Genomic DNA, 25,054 nt, shown 5'->3' with positions numbered 1-25,054 from the left:
CCAAAAACTGTGCGGGCCAGGCAGGACTCTCTCCATGCGGTGTATTAACGAGCGCGATGCAACGTCTGGAACAGGGTGACGTTGTCACCGAAACTCAGCTTGCCCGGCTTACCCGTCATCATTTATGTTTTATGCGCGCTGGGTTCAAGGCCTCACACCAGTCACATACTGATGTATGCGGCTGGCAATTCGTCATCTCGCCAACGTACTGAAACTTCAATGAGTTAGAGTAACGCTCTATGCAGTGGAGAGAGGTTGACACCCTTCGCCACAAAGGCATTGAGCCATTCCGGGGCTTGCTCAAGCACCTGCCGGGCACGAGACTCTGTATCGAATTCAGCAAAGACACAGGCTCCTGTACCAGTCAGGCGCGACGGCGCGTATTCTAACAGCCAGGAAAGCGCCGCATCAACCTCGCGAAAACGTTTTCTTGCGATAACCTCGCAATCATTGCTGAATTCACATTTTAATAACGTTTCTATTGACCTTTTTGGCGTATTACGGGGGAGGTCGGGATCGTTAAAAATCATCGGCGTTGGAATACTGACGCCAGGATGAGCCACCAGGTACCATTTTTCGGCCGGTTCCACCGGGGTCAGGATCTCTCCGACGCCTTCGGCAAAGGCGGCGTGTCCGCGGACAAACACCGGCACGTCAGCCCCGAGCGTTAAACCGAGCTCGGCCAGTTCGTCCAGCGACAGACCACACTGCCAGAGATGGTTTAGCGCGACCAGTACGGTTGCCGCGTTCGACGATCCGCCGCCCAGGCCTCCGCCCATCGGCAGACGCTTTTCGATACGGATATCCGCACCGCTACCGGCTGGCAGCCGACCGCGCTCTGCGGCTGTTTTCATCAGCAGTCGCGCGGCACGGACGATCAGGTTGTCTTCATGTGCCACGCCGTCAACCGGCGTCAGGAGATGAATTTCGCCGTCGCGACGCGGTTCCAGGCTGAGGGTGTCGCCATAATCGAGGAACTGAAACAGCGTTTGCAGCGTGTGATAACCGTCCGCACGTCGTCCGGTGATGTATAAAAACAGATTCAGTTTTGCCGGAGAGGGCCACTGGGTCATCATTTTACAATCCAGTTATCCATTTTCAGCTTGATACGCTGAGCACCGTCGGAGAGTTCCATATTGGCCGGCATTGCCGGGGAGGTTTTGCTGTCGTACGCGCTATAGACCACTTTCCAGTTTTTTCCGCCCTGGCTGTAGTTCACTTCGCTCAGGCGGTACTGGTCGTCGAGTTTATAGTCGGTCGCGTCGCCCGGCAGGCCCAGGATCCACTGACGCAGGCTGTTTAGCGGGATCGGCATACCGGTCAGCTTGCCGATCATCTCTTCGGCATCGTCAGCGGTATAGCGCTGGCCTTTATTGTCCATCAATTGCACGTTACCCGGCTGCGCGTTCAGTTCAAGCTCGGTGCTGCCAAGCGGGTTGGTCAGCAGCAGGCGATAGCGATCCTGGCCGGTCTGCTGCCAGAAAAAGCGCGCATAGACCTTCTGCTCGTCGGAAATATAGGCAAACGCGCCGCGCGTTTGATACTGATTTAACTGGCGAACCTCCTGCTGATGTTGCCGCCATTGAGGAGAGTCCGGACTTTTCCCCGGGCCTTTCGGCGCGTTGAGCGTACAGGCGGTCAGAACCAGGGTTGCCAGCGGAAGCAGGCGGATCAGGCGAAAATCAGGCAGGGTCATAATGATGACGAATCCTTGTGATACGTTGCAATAATAACCCTTAATGCTAGCGCCGCGCGGGTATATCGTCTACGTTCACGTTATCTTAATTTAAGCAATAAGCGATTACTCCAAAAGGGGGCACTCTCTTTTATTGATTCCGCGCATCCTGTATGATGCGAGCAGACTAACCATATCAACGCTGGTACTACTCCCGCAGACATGACCCTTTTAGCGCTCGGCATTAACCATAAGACGGCACCTGTATCGCTGCGAGAACGCGTAACGTTTTCGCCAGATACGCTCGATCAGGCGCTGGAAAGCCTGCTTGCGCAGCCAATGGTGCAGGGCGGCGTGGTCTTGTCGACGTGTAATCGCACGGAGCTGTATCTGAGCGTGGAAGAGCAGGATAACCTGCAGGAAGCGCTGATTCGTTGGTTATGTGATTTCCACAATCTTGATGAAGACGATCTGCGCAGCAGTCTCTACTGGCACCAGGATAACGATGCAGTCAGCCATCTGATGCGTGTCGCCAGTGGTCTGGATTCGCTGGTACTCGGTGAACCACAGATTCTTGGCCAGGTGAAAAAAGCGTTTGCGGATTCACAAAAAGGCCACCTGAACGCCAGCGCGCTGGAACGTATGTTCCAGAAATCGTTCTCCGTTGCCAAACGGGTTCGTACCGAAACCGATATCGGCGCCAGCGCCGTGTCCGTTGCGTTTGCCGCCTGTACGCTGGCGCGCCAAATCTTTGAATCACTTTCCACGGTCACTGTGCTGTTGGTCGGCGCGGGCGAAACCATCGAACTGGTGGCGCGCCATCTGCGCGAACACAAAGTGCAGAAGATGATTATCGCCAACCGCACCCGTGAGCGGGCGCAGGTTCTGGCCGATGAAGTGGGTGCTGAAGTGATCGCACTCAGCGACATCGACGAACGTCTGCGGGAAGCTGACATTATCATCAGTTCAACCGCCAGCCCGCTGCCTATCATTGGTAAAGGGATGGTGGAGCGTGCGCTGAAAAGCCGCCGCAATCAGCCGATGCTGCTGGTGGATATCGCCGTTCCGCGCGATGTCGAACCGGAAGTCGGTAAACTGGCGAACGCTTATCTCTATAGCGTTGACGATCTGCAAAGCATCATTTCGCACAACCTGGCGCAGCGCAAAGCTGCGGCAGTGGAAGCCGAAACGATTGTCGCGCAGGAAACCAGCGAGTTTATGGCCTGGCTGCGTGCTCAGGGCGCCAGTGAAACCATTCGTGAATACCGGAGTCAGTCTGAGCATGTACGGGATGAACTGACTGCAAAAGCGCTTGCTGCTCTGGAACAGGGCGGTGACGCGCAGGCCATTATGCAGGATCTGGCATGGAAACTGACCAACCGCCTGATCCATGCACCAACCAAATCTCTTCAGCAGGCCGCCCGTGACGGGGATGACGAACGCCTGAATATCTTGCGCGACAGCCTCGGGCTGGAGTAGCAACACACCCTTCTTTTTACAAGGTGCATTTACGCCTATGAAGCCTTCTATCGTTGCCAAACTGGAAGCCCTGCATGAACGCCATGAAGAAGTTCAGGCGCTGCTGGGTGATGCGGGAACCATCGCAGACCAGGAACGTTTTCGCGCACTGTCGCGCGAGTATGCACAGCTAAGCGATGTTTCTCGCTGTTTTACGGACTGGCAACAGATTCAGGACGATATCGAAACAGCACAAATGATGCTCGACGATCCTGAAATGCGTGAAATGGCGCAGGAAGAACTGCGCGAAGCGAAAGACAAGAGTGAACAACTGGAACAGCAGCTACAGGTATTGTTACTGCCGAAAGATCCGGACGATGAACGCAATGCGTTTCTGGAAGTCCGCGCCGGGACTGGCGGTGATGAAGCGGCCTTATTTGCCGGTGATCTGTTTCGCATGTACAGCCGCTATGCCGAAACACGCCGCTGGCGCGTGGAGATCATGAGCGCCAGCGAAGGCGAGCACGGCGGCTATAAAGAGATTATCGCCAAGATCAGCGGCGACGGCGTCTATGGTCGACTGAAGTTTGAGTCCGGCGGGCATCGTGTGCAGCGCGTACCGGCAACGGAATCGCAGGGCCGAATCCACACCTCTGCCTGTACCGTGGCGGTGATGCCGGAGCTGCCGGAAGCCGAACTGCCGGATATCAACCCGGCCGATCTCCGTATTGATACCTTCCGTTCCTCCGGGGCGGGTGGTCAGCACGTTAACACCACCGACTCCGCGATCCGTATTACTCACCTGCCGACCGGCATTGTGGTGGAGTGTCAGGACGAACGTTCGCAGCACAAGAACAAAGCCAAAGCGCTCTCGGTGCTCGGCGCGCGTATTCGCGCGGCAGAAGTGGCGAAGCGTCAGCAGGCCGAAGCGTCAACGCGTCGTAACCTGCTGGGCAGCGGCGACCGCAGCGACCGCAACCGGACCTACAACTTTCCGCAGGGGCGTGTGACCGATCACCGCATCAACCTGACGCTCTACCGTCTGGATGAAGCAATGGAAGGCAAACTGGATATGCTGATTGAGCCGATCGTGCAGGAATACCAGGCCGATCAGCTGGCGGCGCTGTCCGAGCAGGAATAATGGATTTTCAGCACTGGTTACGTGAGGCGATAAGCCAGCTACAGGAGAGTGAAAGCCCGCGTCGCGATGCCGAGATCTTACTCGAATTCGTGACCGGAAAAGGGCGCACCTGGATACTGGCGTTTGGCGAAACGACGTTGACCGACGCCCAGCAGGCGCAACTGGCGACGCTGCTGGCTCGCCGTCAACGGGGGGAACCGATCGCACATTTAACTGGCGTGCGGGAATTCTGGTCGTTGCCGCTGTTTGTTTCACCGGCCACGTTGATCCCGCGTCCGGATACCGAATGTCTGGTGGAGCAGGCGCTGGCGCGACTGCCAACAACCCCGTGCCGCATTCTCGATCTGGGTACTGGCACTGGTGCGATTGCGCTGGCGCTGGCGTCTGAGCGCCCTGACTGCGAGGTCACGGCGGTTGACAGAATGCCGGATGCCGTTGCGCTGGCGCAGCGTAATGCGGCTCATCTGGCTATCAACAATGTCCATATTCTGCAAAGCGACTGGTTTAGCGCCTTGCCGGGGCAGCAGTTTGCGATGATTGTCAGCAATCCGCCGTACATTGACGAGCAGGATCCGCATCTGGCGCAGGGCGATGTCCGCTTCGAACCGCTGAGCGCCCTGGTCGCCGGTGACTGCGGAATGGCCGACATTGTGCACATCATCGAGCAATCTCGCACGCGGCTGGAAGCGGGCGGTTTTCTGTTGATCGAGCATGGCTGGCAGCAGGGCGCCGTGGTGCGTGTCGCCTTTAATCGCGCGGGCTACCAGGCGGTAGAAACCTGTCGCGATTATGGCGACAACGAGCGTCTTACGCTCGGATGCAAGCCCGTATGAACAGCGTTACGCTCCTGTTAGGGGTTCACCTCGCTAGCATTGCGCTTTCCGTTAGTCTGTTTGTGCTGCGTTATGGGTGGCGTGAATGTCATTCTGCGCGGGCTCACGCGCGCTGGACGCGCGTCGTACCGCCGATTGTTGACACCGTTTTGTTGCTCACTGGTGTGGGGTTGATCGCTAAAACGCACATCCTGCCATTCACGGAGCAGGGGACATGGCTGACTGAGAAGCTGTTTGGAGTTATCATTTACATCGTTTTGGGTTTTATTGCGCTCGATTACCGTCGGGCGCGCAGTCGGCAGGCGCGATTAATCGCGTTCCCGCTGGCGCTGGTGGTGCTGTACATCATCATTAAACTCGCCACCACAAAAATACCGTTACTGGGGTAAGTCATGAGGTCGTTAGCTGATTTCGAATTTAACAAAGCGCCATTGTGCGACGGGATGATCCTGGCATCGGAATCGATCCGCCTGGATTTCCCTTCGCAAACTGTCTATGACGAGCTGGAACGTCTGGTCAGCCTGGCGCAAGAAGAAATTAGCCAGCTTTTGTCTCAGGATGAGCAACTGGAAAAATTGCTGGCACTTTTCTACGGCGAGTGGGGCTTTACTGACACCCGCGGCGTTTACCGCTTGTCCGACGCGCTATGGCTTGACCAGGTACTGAAGAACCGCCAGGGCAGTGCGGTGTCACTGGGGGCAATTTTACTGTGGATTGCCAACCGATTGTCATTACCGCTGGTGCCGGTGATATTCCCGACGCAGCTTATTTTGCGTATCGAGTCGCTGGAAGGCGAGATGTGGCTCATCAACCCGTTTAACGGGGAAACGTTGAATGAGCATACGCTGGAAGTGTGGCTGAAGGGGAATATCAGTCCGGTCGCTGAGTTATTTAACGAGGACCTGGATGAAGCGGATAACGCGGAAGTGATTCGCAAGCTGCTGGACACGCTGAAATCTTCCTTAATGGAAGAACAACAGATGGAGCTGGCGCTGCGAGCGAGCGAAGCGTTACTGCAATTTAACCCGGAAGATCCGTATGAAATACGTGACCGGGGCTTAATTTATGCGCAACTGGAATGTGAACATGTCGCGCTGACCGATTTAAGCTATTTCGTTGAGCAGTGTCCGGAAGACCCGATCAGCGAAATGATTCGTGCGCAGATTAATAACATCTCGCATAAGCAAATTGTCCTGCATTAATTTATCGACATTCTTACTCATCATTAAGGCGATCCTATGAAACAAAAAGTGGTTAGCATTGGCGACATCAAGGTAGCAAACGATCTGCCGTTCGTGCTGTTTGGCGGGATGAACGTGCTGGAATCGCGCGATCTGGCGATGCGCATTTGTGAGCACTACGTGACCGTTACCCAGAAACTGGGTATCCCTTACGTGTTCAAGGCCTCTTTTGATAAAGCCAACCGTTCCTCTATCCACTCCTACCGTGGACCGGGCCTGGAAGAAGGGATGAAAATCTTCCAGGAACTGAAGCAGACCTTTGGCGTAAAAGTGATCACCGACGTTCATGAAGCCAGCCAGGCGCAGCCTGTCGCTGACGTTGTAGATGTGATTCAGTTACCGGCGTTCCTCGCGCGTCAGACCGATCTGGTGGAAGCGATGGCGAAAACCGGCGCGGTCATCAACGTGAAGAAACCGCAGTTCGTGAGCCCGGGTCAGATGGGCAACATCGTGGATAAATTCCATGAAGGCGGTAACGACAAGGTGATCCTGTGCGACCGTGGGGCAAACTTCGGTTATGACAACCTCGTTGTCGATATGCTGGGCTTCAGCGTGATGAAGAAAGTTTCTGGCAACAGCCCGGTGATTTTCGACGTGACCCACGCGCTGCAGTGCCGCGACCCGTTTGGCGCAGCGTCTGGTGGCCGTCGTGGTCAGGTGACTGAGCTGGCGCGTGCCGGTATGGCGGTCGGTCTGGCCGGTCTGTTCATTGAAGCGCATCCGGATCCGGACAACGCGAAATGCGACGGCCCCTCCGCGCTACCGCTGGCGAAGCTGGAACAGTTCCTGGTGCAGATGAAAGCGGTTGACGATCTGGTGAAAAGCTTCGACGAGCTCGACACTGAGAACTAAGTCACGCAGAAACAGAAAACCCCGCCGCAGCGGGGTTTTTTTCGTCTGAGGGATCAGGCAAAGATCGTCATCAGATAGGCGGCAAACAGCGCCAGATGCGCCGCACCGTTCAGTACGTTAGTGCGCCCCGTTGAGAACGAGATATGGCACAGCACCAGTGACGCCACCATCACCACCATTTCTGGTGCGTCTAAGCCGAACACCAGGTCATTCCCCGTCGCCCACGCAATCAGCGTTACCACCGGTACCGTCAGGGAGATAGTGGCCAGCACTGAACCGAAGAACAGATTCATGGCGCGCTGCACCTGGTTATTCAGCACTGCTTTCAGCGCCCCAAGCCCTTCCGGAGAGAGGATCAGCAGCGCGACCAGGAAGCCGGTAAAGGCGACCGGGGCGTTCAGTTCGGTCAGCAGTGTCTCCAGCGGGTTTGCGTTCATCTTGGTGACGGCAATGACCGCAATCAGATGAATCACCAGCCAGACGGCATGCCACACATTACTGTGCGCAGAGGGCTTACCGTGATGCGGGTCGTCGTCGTCGCTGTCATCTTCGTGCTCATAAACAAACAGACTCTGGTGCGTTTTGGTCTGAATGAGCAGGAATACGCCGTACATCGCGGCAGAAATTAAGGCCACCAACAGCGCCTGGCCGGTGGTGAAATTCGCACCGGGCAGCGCCATCGGAAACACCAGCACGATAATTGCCAGCGGAAACAAGGCAATCAGATACTGTTTGATACCGAACAGATTCATATACTGAGTGGCGAACTTACGCCCGCCCAGTAATAACGAAAAGCCCACCAGACCACCAGTGACAATCATGATGATGGAATAGAGCGTGTCGCGCATCAGCGTAGGTGCCGCATCACCGGTCGCCATCAGCGCTGAGATCAGGCTGACTTCAAGAATGACCACGGACAGGCTCAGAATGAGTGAGCCGTAGGGTTCGCCGAGGCGATGAGCCAGTACGTCGGCGTGACGAACAACGCTAAAGGCGCTGCTTAAAATACCAATCAGGGCAAGAAGGTTAATGCCGATTACCGCTGGTAGTGAATGGCTGCCCCCCCACAGGAACAGCACTACCAGCGCCACAACCGGGAAAATAAGCGATGTCTCCTTATGGCGGGTTTTCACCGCCTCATGTGCATGTGTCATGAATGCTCTCCATCTCTGCAGGTCGATTTTAGTTATAAATGTAATAAAGCGTGTAAAAAATAACAGAAAACGCAGGCTTTACGGTGATATTTTACGAAATTTTACGGCATTTCGGCCTTTCACCTTTAAAACGACAGAAAGAGAAACTCTTGTTTATAGAGTGTTTAAATAACAGAAACTTATGCAGGCTACAGAATGAATAAACCTTATTGTAGTGGCAGAGGCGCTCAGGGTTGACCACACTTAAGGTTTAGCCAAAAAGTGGAGTCAATGATGCCCTATCAAGCAAAAAAAGATCTGCCAGACAGCGTACAACACGTCTTACCCGCCCATGCCCAGGAGATCTACAAAGAGGCGTTCAATAGCGCCTGGGAGCAGTACAAGGACAAAGCCGATCGCCGCGATGATGCCAGTCGGGAAGAGACCGCACATAAGGTGGCGTGGTCAGCAGTGAAAAAAGAGTATGCCAAAGGTGAAGATGATAAGTGGCATAAGAAATCCTAACCACTTCAATTATAAGGTCTAACGCTATAGCTCCCGTGAACGCGTAGGCGAATCGTGCTACCCGCCCCCGTTGCTGCCTTGCAAGCGGCCCATGAATTGCATATTGTCGTGATATTGGTTTCAAAATGAGCAGTTAAAATGCCCGGAAGGCGTCAAAAAGTTGTCGCAGGGAAGTATGCAGTGGCGGAGGTGTAAGGTGTTAACGCGTGATTTCTTGATGAATGCCGATTGTAAAACGGCATTTGGTGCTATTGAAGAATCACTCTTATGGTCAGCAGAGCAACGTGCAGCGTCCCTTGCGGCGACGCTGGCATGCCGACCAGATGATGGACCGGTGTGGATCTTCGGTTATGGATCGTTGATGTGGAACCCGGCGTTAGAATTTGAGGAGTCATGTACCGGTACGCTGGTGGGATGGCATCGGGCCTTTTGCCTGCGTCTCACGGCAGGGCGCGGAACCGCGTGTCAGCCGGGACGAATGCTTGCACTAAAAGAGGGCGGACGCACCACCGGTGTGGCCTATCGTCTTCCGGATGCCTCGCTTGAACAGGAATTAACGCTGTTGTGGAAGCGCGAAATGATCACCGGCTGCTACCTGCCGACGTGGTGTCAACTGGCGTTGGACGACGGACGAACGGTCAATGCACTGGTATTTATTATGGATCCGCGCCATCCGCTGTATGAGTCGGACACCCGAGCGCAAATTATCGCCCCGTTGATTGCTGCTGCCAGTGGGCCGCTTGGCACGAACGCGCAGTACCTGTTTTCGCTTGAACAGGAGTTGCAGAAACTGGGGATGCAGGATGAGTGTCTTAACGATCTGGTGACTAACGTGCGCGGTTTGTTAGGGGAGTCCCTGCCTGAAGGTGTTTTGCGGCCGGGTTTCGCGTGAGGCTTATGTCGGCCCGGCTGCGTAAGCGCGACCGGGCCATTTGCGTATCAGGCGGCGATATAACTGATGGAATGTTCAAGCGACTGGCTATGACTGTCGATCAGGACATTCCAGACGCCGGTATACGGTACGGTCAACCATGCGTTATCACGGTTCTGCACGCTTAATATGTCGGTCTGCGTGTCTTTAACGTGATTTTTTTCGCTCATCAGATGGATGTGGCAACGCTCCGAACAGCGTACGACCACGGTATCCCCACCAAATAACTTCAAACTTGCCTTTACTAATGCCATTTCTCACCCCGTATTGAAAACAACGTACTTCCTTTCGAAAGTGCTGCGTGATGTTGTTCACATTTTACCCATGAGGCATAACACCAAAGAGTTAGGCTGCGGATGCTGATTTTGATCAAAAAATGGCATAACGATTAAACAATAGTGACAAAATCCCGGAGAAAAGCGTGATCGGGCGCACTTACTTTTGGTAAAGATACGCCCCAATAAGATTAAATTCGGAAATAACCGGCTGTTTCAGCAAGCTTGCCTGAAAAGGGGGATTAAAAGGTGAGCACTTTGTCGGCGGCCAGCGTCCATTGTGCCAGTTCCACCAGCGTTCCGACTTCCACGCCGTCGATCAGCGGCAGTGTCGTGATCCCGCGCCCGTCCGTGCAGGTCTTGCACAGTTTTACCGGGACGTTCTGGGCAGTAAGGATCTCCAGCATCTGCTGGATGTTGTAGCCTTCTGTGGGCTTCTGACCGCGCAAACCCGCCGTAACGGCATCCGACATCAGAAACAGACGAAGGTCGAGGTCGCTCGCCTGTTCACGTAACGCGATCGCCAGTCGCAGGCTGTTAAATAACGATTCGCTACCGTATGCCGCACCGTTGGCAATGATCACTATCTTTTGCATGTTGACTCCTGTTAGCGGGGAAGTTTGAAATGTCAGTCACTTATGTTACCGCGCAAGCGGGGTGATACCAACGAAAGTCTGCGGAAAAGGAGAGCCTGGCAAGAGTAAGGATATTCCTGAAAGTGTGAGAAAACCTGCAAAACGACGAGGAGTCAGGTAAGCTTTTAAAGGTTAAGTTAACTGAATTCCGTAAGAAGCTATCGTCAATTTGAGTCGTTTTGTATCGCATTCCCTCCCTCTCTGGTTACTCTTGCTGTTAGCAGGCGGTCACGCCAGTGCACAATCCTCCTTTATGCAACAGGCCGAAAATCCCTTTGATAATAACCAGGACGGGTTGCCCGATCTGGGCATGGCTCCCGAATCGCATGAAGGCGAAAAACATTTCGCCGAGATGGTAAAAGCCTTTGGCGAGGCGAGCATGATCGACAACGGTCTGGACACCGGCGAGCAGGCAAAACAATTTGCCTTTGGCCAGGTGCGCGATGCGGTGAGTGAGCAGGTGAATCAACAACTGGAATCCTGGCTGTCGCCATGGGGGAAGGCCAGCGTCAACGTGCAGGTCGATAACGAAGGCAATTTCAACGGTAGTCGCGGAAGCTGGTTTGTCCCCTGGCAGGATAACTCGCGCTACCTCACCTGGAGTCAACTGGGTCTTACTCAGCAGGATGACGGGCTGGTGAGTAATGTGGGTATCGGCCAGCGCTGGGTGCGTGACGGCTGGCTGCTCGGCTATAACACTTTCTACGATAATCTGCTCGATGAAAACCTCCAGCGCGGCGGGCTGGGCGCTGAAGCGTGGGGGGAATACCTGCGGCTGTCGGCCAATTATTACCAGCCGTTTGCCTCATGGCGCGCCCATACGCCGACGCTGGAGCAACGAATGGCGCGCGGTTACGACGTAACGGCGCAAATGCGACTGCCGTTCTACGAATATCTCAATACCAGCGTTAGCGTGGAACAATATTTTGGTGACAGCGTCGATCTGTTCGATTCCGGAACGGGCTATCACAATCCGGTGGCGGTGAAACTGGGGCTGAATTACACCCCGGTCCCGCTGGTCACGGTCACCGCCCAGCACAAGCAGGGGGAGAGCGGTCTCAGCCAGAACAACCTCGGGCTTAACCTGAACTACCGCTTCGGCGTACCGCTGAAAAAACAACTGGCTGCCAGCGAGGTGGCGGAGAGCCAGTCGCTGCGCGGAAGCCGCTACGATCATCCGCAGCGCAACAACCTGCCGACGATGGAGTATCGTCAGCGCAAAACCCTGAGCGTATTTCTGGCAACCCCACCGTGGGATCTGCATCCGGGCGAAACGGTGCCGATAAAATTGCAGGTACGTAGTCGGCATGGCGTTCGTCATCTCACCTGGCAGGGGGACGCGCAGGCGCTGAGCCTGACGGCGGGGGCGAACGCGGAAAGCGTTGAGGGCTGGACGGTGATTATGCCGGCCTGGGACAGCAGCGAAGGCGCGAATAACCGCTGGCAGTTGTCGGTAGTGGTGGAAGATGAGAAGGGGCAGCGTGTCTCTTCCAATGAGATCACGCTCACGCTGACGGAACCCTTTATGGCAATGCCAGGGGACGATCCGCGCTGGAGGTTGCTCCCGGAGGAGTAATCAGAAGATACGTTCCTGATGCACCCACACTGCCGCTTCAACACGTGATTTAAGCTTCATCTTCTTCAGCATATGCTTCACGTGGACTTTCACCGTGCTCTCGGTGATATCCAGGCGGCGGGCAATCATTTTGTTCGGTAGACCCTGGGCGATAAGCTTCAGAATGTCACGCTCACGCGGGGTGAGTTGGGTGACATCGCGATCGGAGGTGGCACGGTTGGCGCGCAGGCTGGCAGCCAGCACCGGCGTTAACGCTTCGCTTAAGACCATTTCTCCGGCGGCAGCCTGCTGTAACGACTTAAGCAGATCTTCCGGTTCCATATCCTTCAGCAGATAACCATCAGCCCCGCGCTTGAGCGCCGTCACGACATCTTCCTCATGATTCGACACGCTAAAGACGACGATCCGTCCGGACAGCGCTTTCTCACGTAATTTGTCTAAGGTTTCCAGCCCGTTCATCCCTGGCATGTTCAGGTCGAGCAGGATCAGATCCGGGTCAAGCGATTCGGCCAGTTCGATACCCTGTTCGCCGTTGCTGGCTTCACCGACCACGGTGATATCGGGCGCCATGCTGACAAGCTGTTTGACGCCGGTCCGCAACATCGGATGATCGTCGATGAGCAGGATAGTTGCCGGTTCCTGATTATTCATGGGTATCTCCTTGAACTTCTGTGAAGTATTTTTCGGGAATAAACGTGACAGCGACTTCAGTGCCTCCCGTCTCGCGACGGCGTACCTGGCAATCTCCGCGCAGGCTCTGTGCCCGGTCGCGCATAATGATCATGCCATAGTGGTTACTGCGTTCGGCGTTCTCAGGAACGCCGCAGCCGTTGTCCTGTACAGTCAATTTTACCTGCTTGCCTTTCAGCGCCACGGTGACCACCACATCATCAGCGTGAGAATGCTTAAGCGCATTGCTTAAGGCTTCGCGGGCAATTTGCAGCAGGTGAATCGCCTGATGCGAAGGCACCAGGCGCGGTGGTAACTGATAATCCAGTTTCACCGTAAAACCAAAACGGACGCTGTATTCCTGGCAGCTGGCTTCCAGCGCGGGGCGCAGACCGGGTTCCGTCAGCCGTAAGCGAAACGTCGTCAACAGTTCACGCAGTTGCGCCCATGACGCATTCAGCTCGTTGCGGATCTGGCCGAGCAGGTCGCGGCTGCTGTCCGGCAATGTCTCTCCCTGCATTTGCAGGCAACTGACCTGCATCTTCATACAGGACAGTGATTGTGCAATAGAATCATGCAGTTCGCGCGCAATGGTTGCACGCTCTTCCATGACAATCAACTGCTGCTGGCGTTCCTGATTGCGATCCAACGCCAGCGTCGCGGTGAGCTGTTCCACGACGGTATCCACCAGTTGCTGCTGATCGTGACTCAGGTGATGCCCCTGCGGCAGGGTCGCCAGCAAAATGCCGTACTGGGTATGGGTGTCCGTTAAGCGCCATTTCAGCGTCATTCCCCCTTCAATTGGCGGCAGCGACTCGCGGGGACAGAGATGGCACCCTTTATCATCACAGCTGATATCGGACTGGCAGGTAAATTCCTGATGGTTCTCTTCATCTTCCTGGTCATAAACCCGCAGTTCGATGTCATGCATTTGGGTCAGGTTTTGCAGACCGTTCAGCACCGGGGAGAGTCGTTCGCAAAGCGGCACCGGCGAATGCAGACGGCGGTTGGCCTGCCAGAGAAAAGAGAGGATCTGGTTTTTCTGCTCCAGCCCGGCCGTTTTTTCTCTGACGCGTTGTTCGAGCACTGAATAGCTTTCTGCCAGTTCGTCGGACATGTTATTAAGCGCGTCGCCGAGCATCGCCATCTCATTACGCCCGCCGATTTGCGCGCGTTGGGTAAAGTCGCGCTGACTGACGGCGCGGGCCATCGACAACAATTGCTTCCACGGCTGAAGCAGTCGCGCCCGCAGCCAGATAATGGTAAAGACCAGCAGCAGCGCCATAAAAATCGCCATCACCCGGTGCACCATCACCACGCGTTCGATGCGCATTTCGGTGGTGTGGTCAAACGCGGAGACGAGCCGATCAAGGCCAGCGACAAACTGGTTGACGTCGGCCGCGACGGCGTCTCTGCTACTGGCTTGCCGCAGGCCGGGGGAGAGTTCGCGATGCCAGTAATCCTGGAGGGCGCGCAGTTGTTCCTGCTGACCGTCGCGTTCTGCTGCGCGGGTCAGTTCCGGGCTGAACGCGGTCTGCTCCATCTCATCAAGCAATTTCTGGTCGTCACCGCTCAGTGGTACCGCGGCGAGCAGTCGATAGCTTTGCATCCGCAGCGATCCGGTTTTATTAATGGCGTGCGCGCTACCCTGGACGCCCTGAACCAGCCAGCCAGAGACAGCCATACCCGCCACGCCGATCGCGGTTGAGAGCATCACAATAAGCGCCACCTGGTTAACCAGCGTGAGCGGAGAGAGACAACGTTTTAGCATAAAACCTTCTTCCTTCAGGTCTCCGGACAGCGAATGGGGAAACCTCAATGAATGACGAGAGTGCCGGGCAGAATCGGCAGTGGCGTTATTCTCGACCATCCCCTGGAGTATACCCATACCTAAAGCGAGTTACCTCTTAATTGCCGTATCCGGAGGGGATTTGAGGAAGGGGGTAGCTGCGGCAGGCAGCACTGTGAAAAACCACGTATTTTTTGGTGAATTATCCTACTCACTTAGGGTGATCATGATTTTTCTGTTGAGATATCGACAACTTTTCCTTTGATTTATATCAACTTACCTCGCGCTGTAAACCCTAATGTTTCAGGCATCGAATCGAGTATCAGAGGTGTCTATGAGTCACTCATCCGTCCCCGAAAGGGCATCTGGAGCTGTAATCACAGAATGGCGGCCGGAAGATCCGGCATTCTGGGCACAGCGAGGTCATCGTATCGCCAGTCGCAACCTGTGGATTTCTGTCCCCTGTCTGCTGCTGGCGTTTTGCGTCTGGATGTTATTCAGTGCTGTTGCGGTGAATCTGCCGAAAGTCGGTTTCACGTTTACCACTGAACAGTTGTTTATGCTGACGGCGTTACCGTCGGTCTCTGGCGCGTTATTACGTGTGCCTTACTCCTTTATGGTACCGGTCTTCGGCGGTCGTCGCTGGACCGCGTTCAGTACCGGGATCCTGATTATCCCGTGCGTCTGGTTAGGGTTCGCGGTGCAGGATACGTCCACACCGTTCAGTACCTTTATCGTGATTTCACTGCTGTGCGGCTTTGCCGGCGCAAACTTTGCCTCCAGTATGGCGAACATCAGCTTCTTCTTTCCAAAGCAGAAGCAGGGCGGTGCGCTTGGGTTGAACGGCGGTCTGGGAAATATGGGCGTCAGCGTGATGCAGCTTGTTGCGCCGCTGGTGGTCTCGCTGTCGATCTTCGCTGTCTTTGGCAGCCACGGCGTTGATCAACCGGATGGTTCGCAACTGTATCTGGCGAATGCCGCATGGATCTGGGTGCCGTTCCTCGCCTTCTTCACGCTGGCGGCCTGGTTTGGTATGAACGAACTGGCGACCTCAAAAGCATCGTTGAAGGAGCAATTGCCGGTTCTCAAGCGCGGTCATCTGTGGATCATGAGCCTGCTTTATCTGGCGACGTTCGGCTCGTTCATAGGGTTTTCCGCCGGTTTTGCGATGCTGTCAAAGACCCAGTTTCCGGAGATTCAGATCCTGCATTATGCATTTTTTGGTCCCCTGGTTGGCGCGCTGGCGCGTTCTGCGGGCGGGGCGATCTCTGACCGATTAGGCGGGACTCGTGTCACGCTGGTGAACTTCGTGCTGATGGCGATTTTCAGCGGTCTGCTGTTCCTGACCTTACCAACCAACGGCGCGGGCGGCAGTTTCATCGCCTTCTTCGCGGTCTTCCTTGCCTTGTTTATGACGGCCGGGCTGGGTAGCGGCTCCACCTTCCAGATGATCTCCGTTATCTTCCGTAAGCTGACGATGGATCGCGTGAAGGCTGAAGGCGGCTCTGAAGAGAAAGCGATGCGCGAAGCGGCGACCGATACGGCAGCAGCGTTAGGCTTTATCTCTGCGATTGGCGCGATTGGCGGCTTCTTTATCCCGAAAGCGTTTGGTACCTCGCTGGCCTTAACCGGCTCACCGGTTGACGCGATGAAAGTCTTCCTGATCTTCTATATCGCCTGTGTGATTATCACCTGGTTGGTATACGGACGACATTCGAAAAAATAAAAACAGCAGTCATGTATTCCCCATTGCGCGGCGTTAGACCGCGCTTTTTTTTTGCCTCTGATTAGTTACAACATACTGATGGTTTTATTGTCACGTCGCTCTGTCAGTTCGTTGCGAAAAGAGGTCAACCAGAGGGGCATACCCCTTAATACCCACTCGTAAAGAATTTAACATTTACGGAAAATACGATTGAAAAAATAAGCTTTAGAAACAGATGGATATAGTTAAATGCCCAATCCTCCGAAAGGGGTATTTCAAAAATTACCCTCCGTTTTCATCCCTGTATGCCTTGATCGTTATCAATTCTCACGACCTTTCAGAGCGTTACCTTCGCTCTCAATCAAGCAATGTCGATTTATCAGAGAGCCGTCAGGCTCCACAGGAGAGAACCGATGAGTAAATTCCTGGACCGGTTTCGCTACTTCAAGCAGAAGGGTGAAACCTTTGCCAATGGGCACGGCCAGCTTCTCGAAACCAACCGGGACTGGGAGGATGGATATCGCCAGCGTTGGCAGCACGATAAAGTTGTGCGCTCAACTCACGGGGTTAACTGCACCGGCTCATGTAGCTGGAAAATCTACGTTAAAAACGGTCTGGTGACCTGGGAAACCCAGCAAACCGACTACCCACGTACCCGTCCGGACATGCCAAACCACGAGCCTCGTGGCTGTCCGCGTGGTGCGAGTTACTCCTGGTATCTCTACAGTGCTAACCGACTGAAATACCCGCTGATGCGCAAACGTCTGATGAAGATGTGGCGTGAGGCGAAGACACTGCACAGCGATCCGGTTGACGCCTGGGCGTCCATCATCGAAGACGCCGATAAAGCAAAAAGCTTTAAACAAGCGCGTGGTCGCGGTGGTTTCGTCCGTTCTTCCTGGCAGGAAGTGAATGAGCTGATTGCCGCTTCTAACGTCTATACCGTGAAAACGTACGGCCCGGACCGCGTGGCGGGCTTCTCGCCGATCCCGGCGATGTCGATGGTTTCTTATGCGTCCGGCGCGCGTTATCTCTCCCTGATTGGCGGCATCTGCCTGAGCTTCTACGACTGGTACTGTGACCTGCCACCGGCATCTCCGCAGACCTGGGGTGAGCAGACCGACGTGCCGGAATCCGCTGACTGGTACAACTCCAGCTACATCATCGCCTGGGGATCTAACGTTCCGCAGACCCGTACGCCGGATGCTCACTTCTTTACCGAAGTCCGTTATAAAGGCACCAAAACCGTTGCGGTAACGCCGGACTACGCTGAAATCGCCAAGCTGTGCGACCTCTGGCTGGCGCCGAAGCAGGGCACCGATGCGGCGATGGCGTTGGCAATGGGTCACGTCATGCTGCGTGAATTCCATCTCGACAATCCGAGCCAGTACTTTACCGACTACGTACGTCGCTACACCGATATGCCGATGCTGGTGATGCTGGAAGCGCGTGACGGTTACTATGCCGCGGGCCGTATGCTGCGCGCTGCTGACCTTGTGGATTCACTGGGCCAGGAAAATAATCCGCAATGGAAAACCGTTGCCATTAACAACAATGGTGACATGGTTGTGCCGAACGGCTCGATCGGTTTCCGCTGGGGTGAAAAAGGCAAATGGAACCTCGAGCAGCGCGATGGTACGACCGGTGCCGAGACAGAACTGCAATTGAGTCTGCTGGGTAGCCAGGACGAGATCGCCGAGGTGGGCTTCCCGTACTTTGGCGGTGAAGGCACCGAGCACTTCAATAAAGTCGAACTGGAAAACGTGCTGCTGCACAAACTGCCGGCTAAACGTCTGCAACTGGCAGACGGCACAACGGCGCTGGTTACCACCGTCTATGACCTGACGATGGCTAACTACGGTCTGGAACGCGGTCTGAACGATGCCAACTGCGCCACCAGTTATGACGACATCAAAGCGTATACCCCGGCATGGGCAGAACAGATTACCGGCGTGCCGCGTGCACAGATCACACGCATCGCGCGTGAGTTTGCCGACAACGCCGATAAGACGCATGGCCGTTCGATGATCATCGTCGGTGCCGGTCTGAACCACTGGTATCACCTCGATATGAACTATCGTGGTCTGATCAACATGCTGGTGTTCTGTGGCTGTATCGGCCAGAGCGGCGGCGGCTGGGCGCACTATGTCGGTCAGGAAAAACTGCGTCCGCAGACCGGCTGGCAGCCGCTGGCGTTTGCCCTTGACTGGCAGCGTCCGGCACGTCACATGAACAGTACGTCGTACTTCTACAACCACTCCAGCCAGTGGCGCTATGAGACCGTTACCGCGCAGGAACTGCTGTCACCACTGGCGGATAAATCGCGCTACAGCGGTCATCTGATTGATTTCAACGTGCGTGCTGAGCGCATGGGCTGGCTGCCGTCCGCACCGCAGCTTGGTACCAACCCGTTGACTATCGCCGAAGACGCGAAGAAAGCCGGGATGACGCCGGTGGATTACACCGTCAAATCATTGAAAGAAGGTTCGATCCGTTTCGCGGCCGAGCAGCCGGAGAACGGGAAAAACCATCCGCGCAACCTGTTCATCTGGCGCTCCAACCTGCTGGGCTCATCCGGTAAGGGGCATGAATACATGCTGAAATACCTGCTGGGAACCGAACACGGGATCCAGGGGAAAGATCTGGGTCAGCAGGGAGGCGTGAAGCCGGAAGAAGTGGAATGGCAGGACAACGGTCTCGACGGCAAGCTGGACCTGGTCGTGACGCTGGACTTCCGTCTGTCGAGTACCTGTTTGTACTCCGACATCGTGCTGCCAACGGCGACCTGGTATGAAAAAGACGACATGAATACCTCGGATATGCATCCGTTTATTCATCCGCTGTCTGCGGCCGTTGACCCGGCCTGGGAATCGAAAAGCGACTGGGAAATCTACAAGGCTATCGCGAAGAAATTCTCAGAAGTCTGCGTGGGGCATCTCGGGAAAGAGACAGATGTCGTCACGCTGCCGATTCAACACGATTCTGCCGCCGAACTGGCGCAGCCGCTGGACGTGAAGGACTGGAAAAAAGGCGAATGCGATCTGATTCCGGGCGTCACCGCGCCGCACATTATGACCGTTGAGCGCGATTACCCGGCGACTTATGAACGGTTCACCTCGATCGGCCCGCTGATGGAGAAAATCGGTAACGGCGGTAAAGGGATCGCCTGGAATACTCAGAGCGAAATGGACCTGCTGCGTAAGCTTAACTACACCAAGGCAGACGGCCCGGCAAAAGGCCAACCAATGCTCAACACCGCCATTGACGCGGCAGAGATGATCCTGACCCTGGCGCCAGAAACGAATGGCCACGTGGCGGTAAAAGCCTGGGCCGCGCTCAGCGAGTTTACCGGACGCGACCATACGCATCTGGCGACCAATAAAGAAGAGGAAAAAATCCGCTTCCGCGATATCCAGGCGCAGCCGCGTAAGATCATCTCCAGCCCGACGTGGTCCGGTCTGGAAGACGAACACGTCTCTTACAACGCCGGTTACACCAACGTACACGAGCTGATTCCGTGGCGTACGCTGACCGGTCGTCAGTCGCTGTATCAGGATCACCAGTGGATGCGTGATTTCGGCGAAAGCCTGCTGGTTTACCGTCCGCCTATCGACACCCGTTCGGTGAAATCAGTGATGGGCGAGAAATCCAACGGTAACCCGGAAAAAGCGCTCAACTTCCTGACGCCGCACCAGAAATGGGGCATCCACTCTACCTACAGCGACAACCTGCTGATGCTGACCTTGTCGCGCGGCGGCCCGATTGTGTGGATGAGTGAAACCGACGCCAAAGATTTGGGCATTGAAGATAACGACTGGATCGAAGTGTTCAACAGTAACGGTGCCCTGACGGCGCGTGCGGTGGTAAGCCAGCGTGTTCCGGCCGGGATGACCATGATGTATCACGCCCAGGAACGTATCGTGAACCTGCCAGGGTCTGAAATTACCCAGCAGCGCGGCGGGATCCACAACTCAGTGACCCGTATTACGCCAAAACCCACTCACATGATTGGTGGCTATGCGCAACTGGCCTACGGCTTTAACTACTACGGTACCGTCGGTTCAAACCGTGATGAATTTGTTGTGGTACGTAAGATGAAGAACATTAACTGGTTGGATGGCGAAGACAATGACCAGGTACAGGAGAGCGTAAAATGAAAATTCGTTCACAAGTCGGCATGGTGCTGAATCTCGATAAGTGCATCGGCTGCCACACCTGTTCTGTGACCTGTAAAAATGTCTGGACCAGCCGCGAAGGGATGGAATACGCCTGGTTCAACAACGTGGAAAGCAAGCCTGGCGTTGGTTTCCCGAATGACTGGGAAAACCAGGAGAAATGGAAGGGCGGCTGGATCCGTAAAATCAACGGCAAACTGCAGCCGCGTATGGGGAACCGTGCGATGCTGCTCGGTAAAATTTTCGCCAACCCGCATCTGCCGGGAATTGACGACTATTACGAGCCGTTTGACTACGACTACCAGAACCTGCACAACGCGCCGGAAAGTAAGCACCAGCCGATTGCCCGTCCACGCTCGCTGATTACCGGCAAGCGGATGGACAAAATCACCAGTGGTCCGAACTGGGAAGAAATTCTGGGTGGCGAATTTGAAAAACGCGCCAAAGACCAGAACTTCGAAAACATGCAGAAGGCGATGTACGGTCAGTTTGAAAACACCTTCATGATGTATCTGCCGCGCCTGTGCGAGCACTGCCTCAACCCGGCGTGCGTGGCGACCTGCCCGAGCGGCGCCATCTACAAGCGTGAAGAAGACGGCATCGTGCTGATCGACCAGGATAAGTGCCGCGGCTGGCGGATGTGCATCACTGGCTGTCCGTACAAAAAGATCTACTTCAACTGGAAGAGTGGGAAGTCCGAGAAGTGCATCTTCTGTTATCCGCGTATTGAAGCTGGCCAGCCAACCGTCTGTTCCGAAACCTGCGTGGGCCGTATTCGTTATCTCGGCGTACTGCTGTATGACGCAGATGCGATTGAAAGCGCGGCGAGCACCGAACACGAAAAAGATCTGTATCAGCGCCAACTGGATGTCTTCCTCGATCCGAACGACCCGGTGGTCATCGAACAGGCGCTGAAAGACGGTATTCCATTGAGCGTGATTGATGCCGCACAGCAGTCGCCGGTTTATAAAATGGCGATGGACTGGAAGCTGGCACTGCCGCTGCATCCGGAATATCGCACGCTGCCGATGGTATGGTATGTGCCGCCGCTGTCCCCGATTCAGTCGGCGGCGGATGCGGGTGAGCTTGGCAGCAACGGCATTCTGCCGGACGTCGACAGCCTGCGTATTCCGGTTCAGTACCTTGCTAACTTGCTCACCGCAGGCGATACCCAACCGGTGCTGCTGGCGCTGAAACGGATGCTGGCGATGCGTCACTATAAACGTGCGGAAACCGTTGACGGTAAAGTGGATACCCGCGCGCTGGAAGAGGTGGGCTTAAGCGAAGCACAGGCGCAGGAGATGTACCGCTACCTGGCGATTGCCAACTACGAAGATCGTTTTGTCGTACCGAGCAGCCATCGTGAACTGGCGCGTGATGCGTTCCCGGAGAAAAGCGGTTGTGGCTTTACCTTCGGCGACGGTTGCCACGGTTCTGACACCAAATTCAACCTGTTCAACAGCCGCCGCATTGACGCCATCGATGTGACCAGCAAAACGGAGCCGCACCAATGATTGAACTCGTCATTGTTTCGCGTCTGCTCGAGTACCCGGATGCTGCCCTGTGGCAGCATCAGCAGGAACTGTACGATGCACTCGCGTCATCTGAAAATCTTGATAAAGAGGATGCGCATACGCTCAGCGTTTTCCTGCGCGATTTAACCGCGCAGGAGATGCTGGATGTGCAGGCCAACTACAGCGAACTGTTTGACCGCGGTCGGGCAACCTCGCTATTGCTGTTCGAACATGTCCACGGTGAGTCACGCGACCGCGGTCAGGCGATGGTTGATCTGATGGCGCAGTACGAGCAGCACGGTTTACAGCTCGACAGTCGTGAATTGCCGGATCATCTGCCGCTGTATCTGGAATACCTGGCACAGTTGCCGAAGCGCGAGGCGCTGGGCGGGTTGCAGGACATCGCCCCGATTCTGGCGCTACTGAGTGCGCGTCTGCAACAACGTGAAAGCCGCTATGCGGTGCTGTTCGACCTGCTGCTGAAGCTGGCGAATGCGACGATCGACAGTGACAAAGTTGCCGAAAAAATTGCCGATGAAGTTCGCGACGATACGCCGCAAGCGCTCGATGCGGTCTGGGAAGAAGAGCAGGTGAAATTCTTTGCCGATCAGGGCTGCGGCGAGTCTGAAATCTCCGCTCACCAGCGTCGTTTTGCCGGAGCCGTTGCGCCGCAATATCTGAATATCACCACCGGAGGACAGCAATAATGCACTTCCTGAATATGTTCTTCTTTGACATCTATCCGTATATCGCCGGGTCTGTGTTTCTGATTGGTAGCTGGCTGCGTTATGACTACGGTCAGTATACCTGGCGCGCCGCGTCCAGCCAGATGCTGGATCGCAAGGGGATGAACATGGCCTCAAACCTGTTCCACTTCGGGATTCTGGGGATCTTCGCCGGTCACTTCCTCGGTATGCTGACGCCGCACTGGATGTATGAAGCGTGGCTGCCTATTGAAGTGAAACAGAAGATGGCAATGATTGGCGGCGGCGCGGCGGGCCTGATGTGTCTCGTGGGTGGCGTGTTGTTGCTCAAACGTCGTCTGTTTAGCCCACGCGTGCGGGCGACCACCACCGGCGCTGACATCCTGATCCTCTCGCTGCTGGTGATCCAGTGTGCGCTGGGACTGTCGACCATTCCGTTCTCCGCCCAGCATATGGACGGCAGCGAAATGATGAAACTGGTGGGATGGGCGCAGTCTGTGGTGACGTTCCACGGGGGGGCATCGGCGCATCTGGAGGGGGTGGCGTTTATCTTCCGTCTGCACCTGGTACTGGGGATGACGCTGTTCCTGCTGTTCCCGTTCTCCCGTCTGGTACACATCTGGAGCGCGCCCGTGGAGTATCTGACGCGCAAATACCAGATTGTTCGCGCCCGTCACTGATGGGTGGCTTTATCAGAAACCTCGCATTTGCGGGGTTTTTTTTTCGCCCCAGCCGAGGTTATTTCCTGCCGCCGCAAACAGAATTAACGCGCCGCCTGTCAGTTGTGTGGCGTTAAGTGAATGACCAAACACCACGTTATCGACGACGATCGCCACCACCGGATAAATAAAGGATAACGAACCGGTAACAGGCGTGGGCAATTTCTGAATGGCGCTGTACAGCAACTGGTACATGATGCCGGTATGAACAATCCCCAGCGTCAGTAAGATACCCCACGGGTATGCGTGGATGAGCGCCTGGAACTGGACCAGTGGCAAGAGCATGACCACCCCCGTCAGCACCTGAATAAAGGCAATATGCTGTGGCGCGATGCTTCTCAGTCTGCGGGTAATGATTGCCGTCAGGGCGTAAAAGAACGCTGCACCAAGTGCGAGGGCCACACCGGTTAACCAGGCTGTAGGATGGCCTCCGGTCAGTTCACCCGATAATAAAATGACCACGCCACCAAAGGCGAGGAACAGCCAGCCCCATTTTACTGCACTGACTCGCTCGCCCATCAGCATTCCCATCATCACCAGCATAAAGGGCTGGGTGTTGTACACCACGGTCGACAGACCGATTGAGATGCGCTCGTAGGCGGCAAACAGCAGCAACCAGTTTACGACCAGCGCGATGCCGCCCAGGATTGCCAGCCCCAACGTGACGCTGGTCAGCGGGCTAAACGGTTGTTTGCTGAGACGGATAAAGAGAAATAGCGCGATAGCCCCAATCAGGCAGCGCCAGAACACCACGTCAGTAACCGGCAGGCCGGAAAGTAACACAAACGCGCCGATTGAACCGGAAATCACCATTGCCAGGCTCATTTGCCAGACGCCTTGCTGAAGATCACGCATCACACACCTCCTGATTGAAGGCTCTATTTTCGAAAATGGCTGTTCGCTTTTACAGCGTTGATATAAGGTGAAATGCGTGAATAACTTTTTATTATCAGGAAAAATTGATGAATGACCTTATTGATGAAATCGACCGACGGATAGTAGCGTGTCTGGTAGAAGATGCGCGGATGTCATTAAAGGTATTGAGTGGTCGGGTAGGATTGACTTCACCGAGTACCGCTGAGCGTGTGAAACGCCTGGAAGAGCGCGGCGTCATTCAGGGATATGGCGCGCAGGTAAACCTGACTGCGCTGGGATATACCTTGCAGGCGCTGGTACGGGTTCGGCCTTTACCGGGCCTGCTTCATAAAGTGGATAAATATATTCAGGCGATGCCCGAATGTATTGAAAGCGACAAAGTGACCGGCGAGGATTGTTTCGTTATCCGGCTGGTGGTGCGCACCATCGATCAACTCGATACCCTGCTTGATGGACTTTCCGAGCATGCGCAGTGTAATACATCGATCGTGAAAAGCTCGCCGGTGAAGCGCAGATTGCCACCGATGTAGCGTTTTGCTGGGTGGCGTTCGAATCGAACCTTAATCGAAGCTTCTCATCCTTCCCCGCATGGGCAGAATATAGGGAAACATCAATTGATTTGGCAAAG

23 protein-coding genes are annotated in these 25,054 nt (G+C 55.2%); 15 read left to right on the top strand and 8 right to left on the bottom strand.

What is annotated here, in order from left to right; translation table 11 throughout:
* Positions 1-224 precede the first annotated feature (224 nt).
* Together ispE and lolB are read right to left on the bottom strand one after the other, a co-directional pair.
* A complete protein-coding gene (ispE, locus tag HVX64_RS13075; RefSeq protein ID WP_043000478.1) occupies positions 225-1,076 on the bottom strand; it encodes a 4-(cytidine 5'-diphospho)-2-C-methyl-D-erythritol kinase in 852 nt (283 codons plus the stop codon).
* Positions 1,073-1,696, bottom strand: a complete 624-nt coding sequence (lolB, locus tag HVX64_RS13070) for a lipoprotein insertase outer membrane protein LolB (RefSeq protein WP_044257686.1) — start codon at positions 1,694-1,696, stop codon at positions 1,073-1,075. Before lolB ends, ispE begins: the two co-directional genes overlap by 4 nt.
* A gap of 201 nt (positions 1,697-1,897) precedes the next feature.
* On the opposite strand from lolB, the gene hemA reads away from it, so the two are divergent.
* The 6 genes from hemA to kdsA are packed head-to-tail and all read left to right on the top strand — an operon-like array spanning position 1,898 to position 7,200.
* Complete coding sequence (gene hemA, locus HVX64_RS13065) at positions 1,898-3,154, top strand: glutamyl-tRNA reductase (protein WP_043000480.1); 1,257 nt, start codon at positions 1,898-1,900, stop codon at positions 3,152-3,154.
* 37 nt (positions 3,155-3,191) lie between these two features.
* On the top strand, positions 3,192-4,274 hold the full coding sequence (gene prfA / locus HVX64_RS13060; RefSeq protein ID WP_044257688.1) for a peptide chain release factor 1: 1,083 nt from the start codon (positions 3,192-3,194) through the stop codon (positions 4,272-4,274).
* The gene (gene prmC / locus HVX64_RS13055) at positions 4,274-5,107 is read left to right on the top strand and encodes a peptide chain release factor N(5)-glutamine methyltransferase (RefSeq protein WP_044257690.1); all 834 of its coding nucleotides are present in this window, start codon (positions 4,274-4,276) and stop codon (positions 5,105-5,107) included. The genes prfA and prmC overlap by 1 nt, the downstream gene beginning before the upstream one ends.
* A complete protein-coding gene (gene sirB2 / locus HVX64_RS13050; RefSeq protein ID WP_044257822.1) occupies positions 5,104-5,496 on the top strand; it encodes an invasion regulator SirB2 in 393 nt (130 codons plus the stop codon). Before prmC ends, sirB2 begins: the two co-directional genes overlap by 4 nt.
* Before the next feature lie 3 nt (positions 5,497-5,499).
* Positions 5,500-6,309 (top strand): invasion regulator SirB1, encoded by an 810-nt coding sequence (gene sirB1, locus HVX64_RS13045; protein WP_043000484.1) that lies wholly within the window; start codon positions 5,500-5,502, stop codon positions 6,307-6,309.
* 36 nt (positions 6,310-6,345) lie between these two features.
* The gene (gene kdsA / locus HVX64_RS13040; RefSeq protein WP_043000485.1) at positions 6,346-7,200 is read left to right on the top strand and encodes a 3-deoxy-8-phosphooctulonate synthase; all 855 of its coding nucleotides are present in this window, start codon (positions 6,346-6,348) and stop codon (positions 7,198-7,200) included.
* A 53-nt stretch (positions 7,201-7,253) separates the two neighbouring features.
* Here kdsA and chaA read toward each other — a convergent pair whose 3' ends face one another.
* A complete protein-coding gene (gene chaA / locus HVX64_RS13035; protein ID WP_043000486.1) occupies positions 7,254-8,354 on the bottom strand; it encodes a sodium-potassium/proton antiporter ChaA in 1,101 nt (366 codons plus the stop codon).
* 273 nt (positions 8,355-8,627) lie between these two features.
* On the opposite strand from chaA, the gene chaB reads away from it, so the two are divergent.
* On the top strand, positions 8,628-8,858 hold the full coding sequence (gene chaB, locus HVX64_RS13030) for a putative cation transport regulator ChaB (protein ID WP_044257692.1): 231 nt from the start codon (positions 8,628-8,630) through the stop codon (positions 8,856-8,858).
* 196 nt (positions 8,859-9,054) lie between these two features.
* Positions 9,055-9,750 (top strand): gamma-glutamylcyclotransferase, encoded by a 696-nt coding sequence (locus tag HVX64_RS13025; RefSeq protein ID WP_044257693.1) that lies wholly within the window; start codon positions 9,055-9,057, stop codon positions 9,748-9,750.
* A gap of 47 nt (positions 9,751-9,797) precedes the next feature.
* On the opposite strand, the gene HVX64_RS13020 is transcribed toward HVX64_RS13025, so the two are convergent.
* Positions 9,798-10,043, bottom strand: coding sequence for a DUF1883 domain-containing protein (locus HVX64_RS13020; RefSeq protein ID WP_042318612.1), 246 nt, complete (start codon positions 10,041-10,043; stop codon positions 9,798-9,800).
* Positions 10,044-10,306: 263 nt separating this feature from the next.
* A complete protein-coding gene (locus HVX64_RS13015) occupies positions 10,307-10,660 on the bottom strand; it encodes a DsrE/DsrF/TusD sulfur relay family protein (RefSeq protein ID WP_043000489.1) in 354 nt (117 codons plus the stop codon).
* 208 nt (positions 10,661-10,868) lie between these two features.
* Here HVX64_RS13015 and HVX64_RS13010 point away from each other — a divergent pair, with 208 nt between their 5' ends.
* On the top strand, positions 10,869-12,275 hold the full coding sequence (locus tag HVX64_RS13010) for a YchO/YchP family invasin (RefSeq protein WP_044257694.1): 1,407 nt from the start codon (positions 10,869-10,871) through the stop codon (positions 12,273-12,275).
* Here the strand turns inward: HVX64_RS13010 and narL are convergent, their stop codons facing one another.
* Positions 12,276-12,926 (bottom strand): two-component system response regulator NarL, encoded by a 651-nt coding sequence (gene narL, locus HVX64_RS13005; protein WP_042318615.1) that lies wholly within the window; start codon positions 12,924-12,926, stop codon positions 12,276-12,278.
* The gene (gene narX / locus HVX64_RS13000) at positions 12,919-14,715 is read right to left on the bottom strand and encodes a nitrate/nitrite two-component system sensor histidine kinase NarX (RefSeq protein WP_044257695.1); all 1,797 of its coding nucleotides are present in this window, start codon (positions 14,713-14,715) and stop codon (positions 12,919-12,921) included. The genes narL and narX overlap by 8 nt, the downstream gene beginning before the upstream one ends.
* A gap of 352 nt (positions 14,716-15,067) precedes the next feature.
* Here narX and HVX64_RS12995 point away from each other — a divergent pair, with 352 nt between their 5' ends.
* The 5 genes from HVX64_RS12995 (at position 15,068) to narI (ending at position 23,511) form a co-directional block, all read left to right on the top strand.
* On the top strand, positions 15,068-16,459 hold the full coding sequence (locus tag HVX64_RS12995) for a NarK family nitrate/nitrite MFS transporter (RefSeq protein WP_044257696.1): 1,392 nt from the start codon (positions 15,068-15,070) through the stop codon (positions 16,457-16,459).
* 392 nt (positions 16,460-16,851) lie between these two features.
* The gene (locus HVX64_RS12990) at positions 16,852-20,595 is read left to right on the top strand and encodes a nitrate reductase subunit alpha (RefSeq protein ID WP_181825029.1); all 3,744 of its coding nucleotides are present in this window, start codon (positions 16,852-16,854) and stop codon (positions 20,593-20,595) included.
* A complete protein-coding gene (gene narH / locus HVX64_RS12985) occupies positions 20,592-22,127 on the top strand; it encodes a nitrate reductase subunit beta (RefSeq protein ID WP_044257698.1) in 1,536 nt (511 codons plus the stop codon). The genes HVX64_RS12990 and narH overlap by 4 nt, the downstream gene beginning before the upstream one ends.
* Positions 22,124-22,834 carry a nitrate reductase molybdenum cofactor assembly chaperone gene (narJ, locus tag HVX64_RS12980; protein WP_044257699.1) on the top strand — a complete coding sequence of 237 codons (711 nt, stop codon included), beginning with the start codon at positions 22,124-22,126 and terminating at the stop codon, positions 22,832-22,834. The genes narH and narJ overlap by 4 nt, the downstream gene beginning before the upstream one ends.
* On the top strand, positions 22,834-23,511 hold the full coding sequence (gene narI / locus HVX64_RS12975) for a respiratory nitrate reductase subunit gamma (protein ID WP_044257700.1): 678 nt from the start codon (positions 22,834-22,836) through the stop codon (positions 23,509-23,511). Before narJ ends, narI begins: the two co-directional genes overlap by 1 nt.
* A 12-nt stretch (positions 23,512-23,523) precedes the next feature.
* Here narI and HVX64_RS12970 read toward each other — a convergent pair whose 3' ends face one another.
* On the bottom strand, positions 23,524-24,405 hold the full coding sequence (locus HVX64_RS12970; protein WP_044257701.1) for a DMT family transporter: 882 nt from the start codon (positions 24,403-24,405) through the stop codon (positions 23,524-23,526).
* 107 nt (positions 24,406-24,512) lie between these two features.
* Between HVX64_RS12970 and HVX64_RS12965 the strand changes: the two genes are divergently transcribed.
* Entirely contained in the window at positions 24,513-24,956 is a 444-nt protein-coding gene (locus HVX64_RS12965) for an Lrp/AsnC family transcriptional regulator (protein ID WP_044257703.1), read from the top strand.
* Positions 24,957-25,054 lie beyond the last annotated feature (98 nt).

This window comes from Citrobacter sp. RHB20-C16 (assembly GCF_013890155.1).
In the GTDB taxonomy this organism is placed as follows: Bacteria; Pseudomonadota; Gammaproteobacteria; order Enterobacterales; family Enterobacteriaceae; genus Citrobacter_A; species Citrobacter_A amalonaticus.
This window is presented reverse-complemented; position numbering and strand designations above follow the sequence as displayed.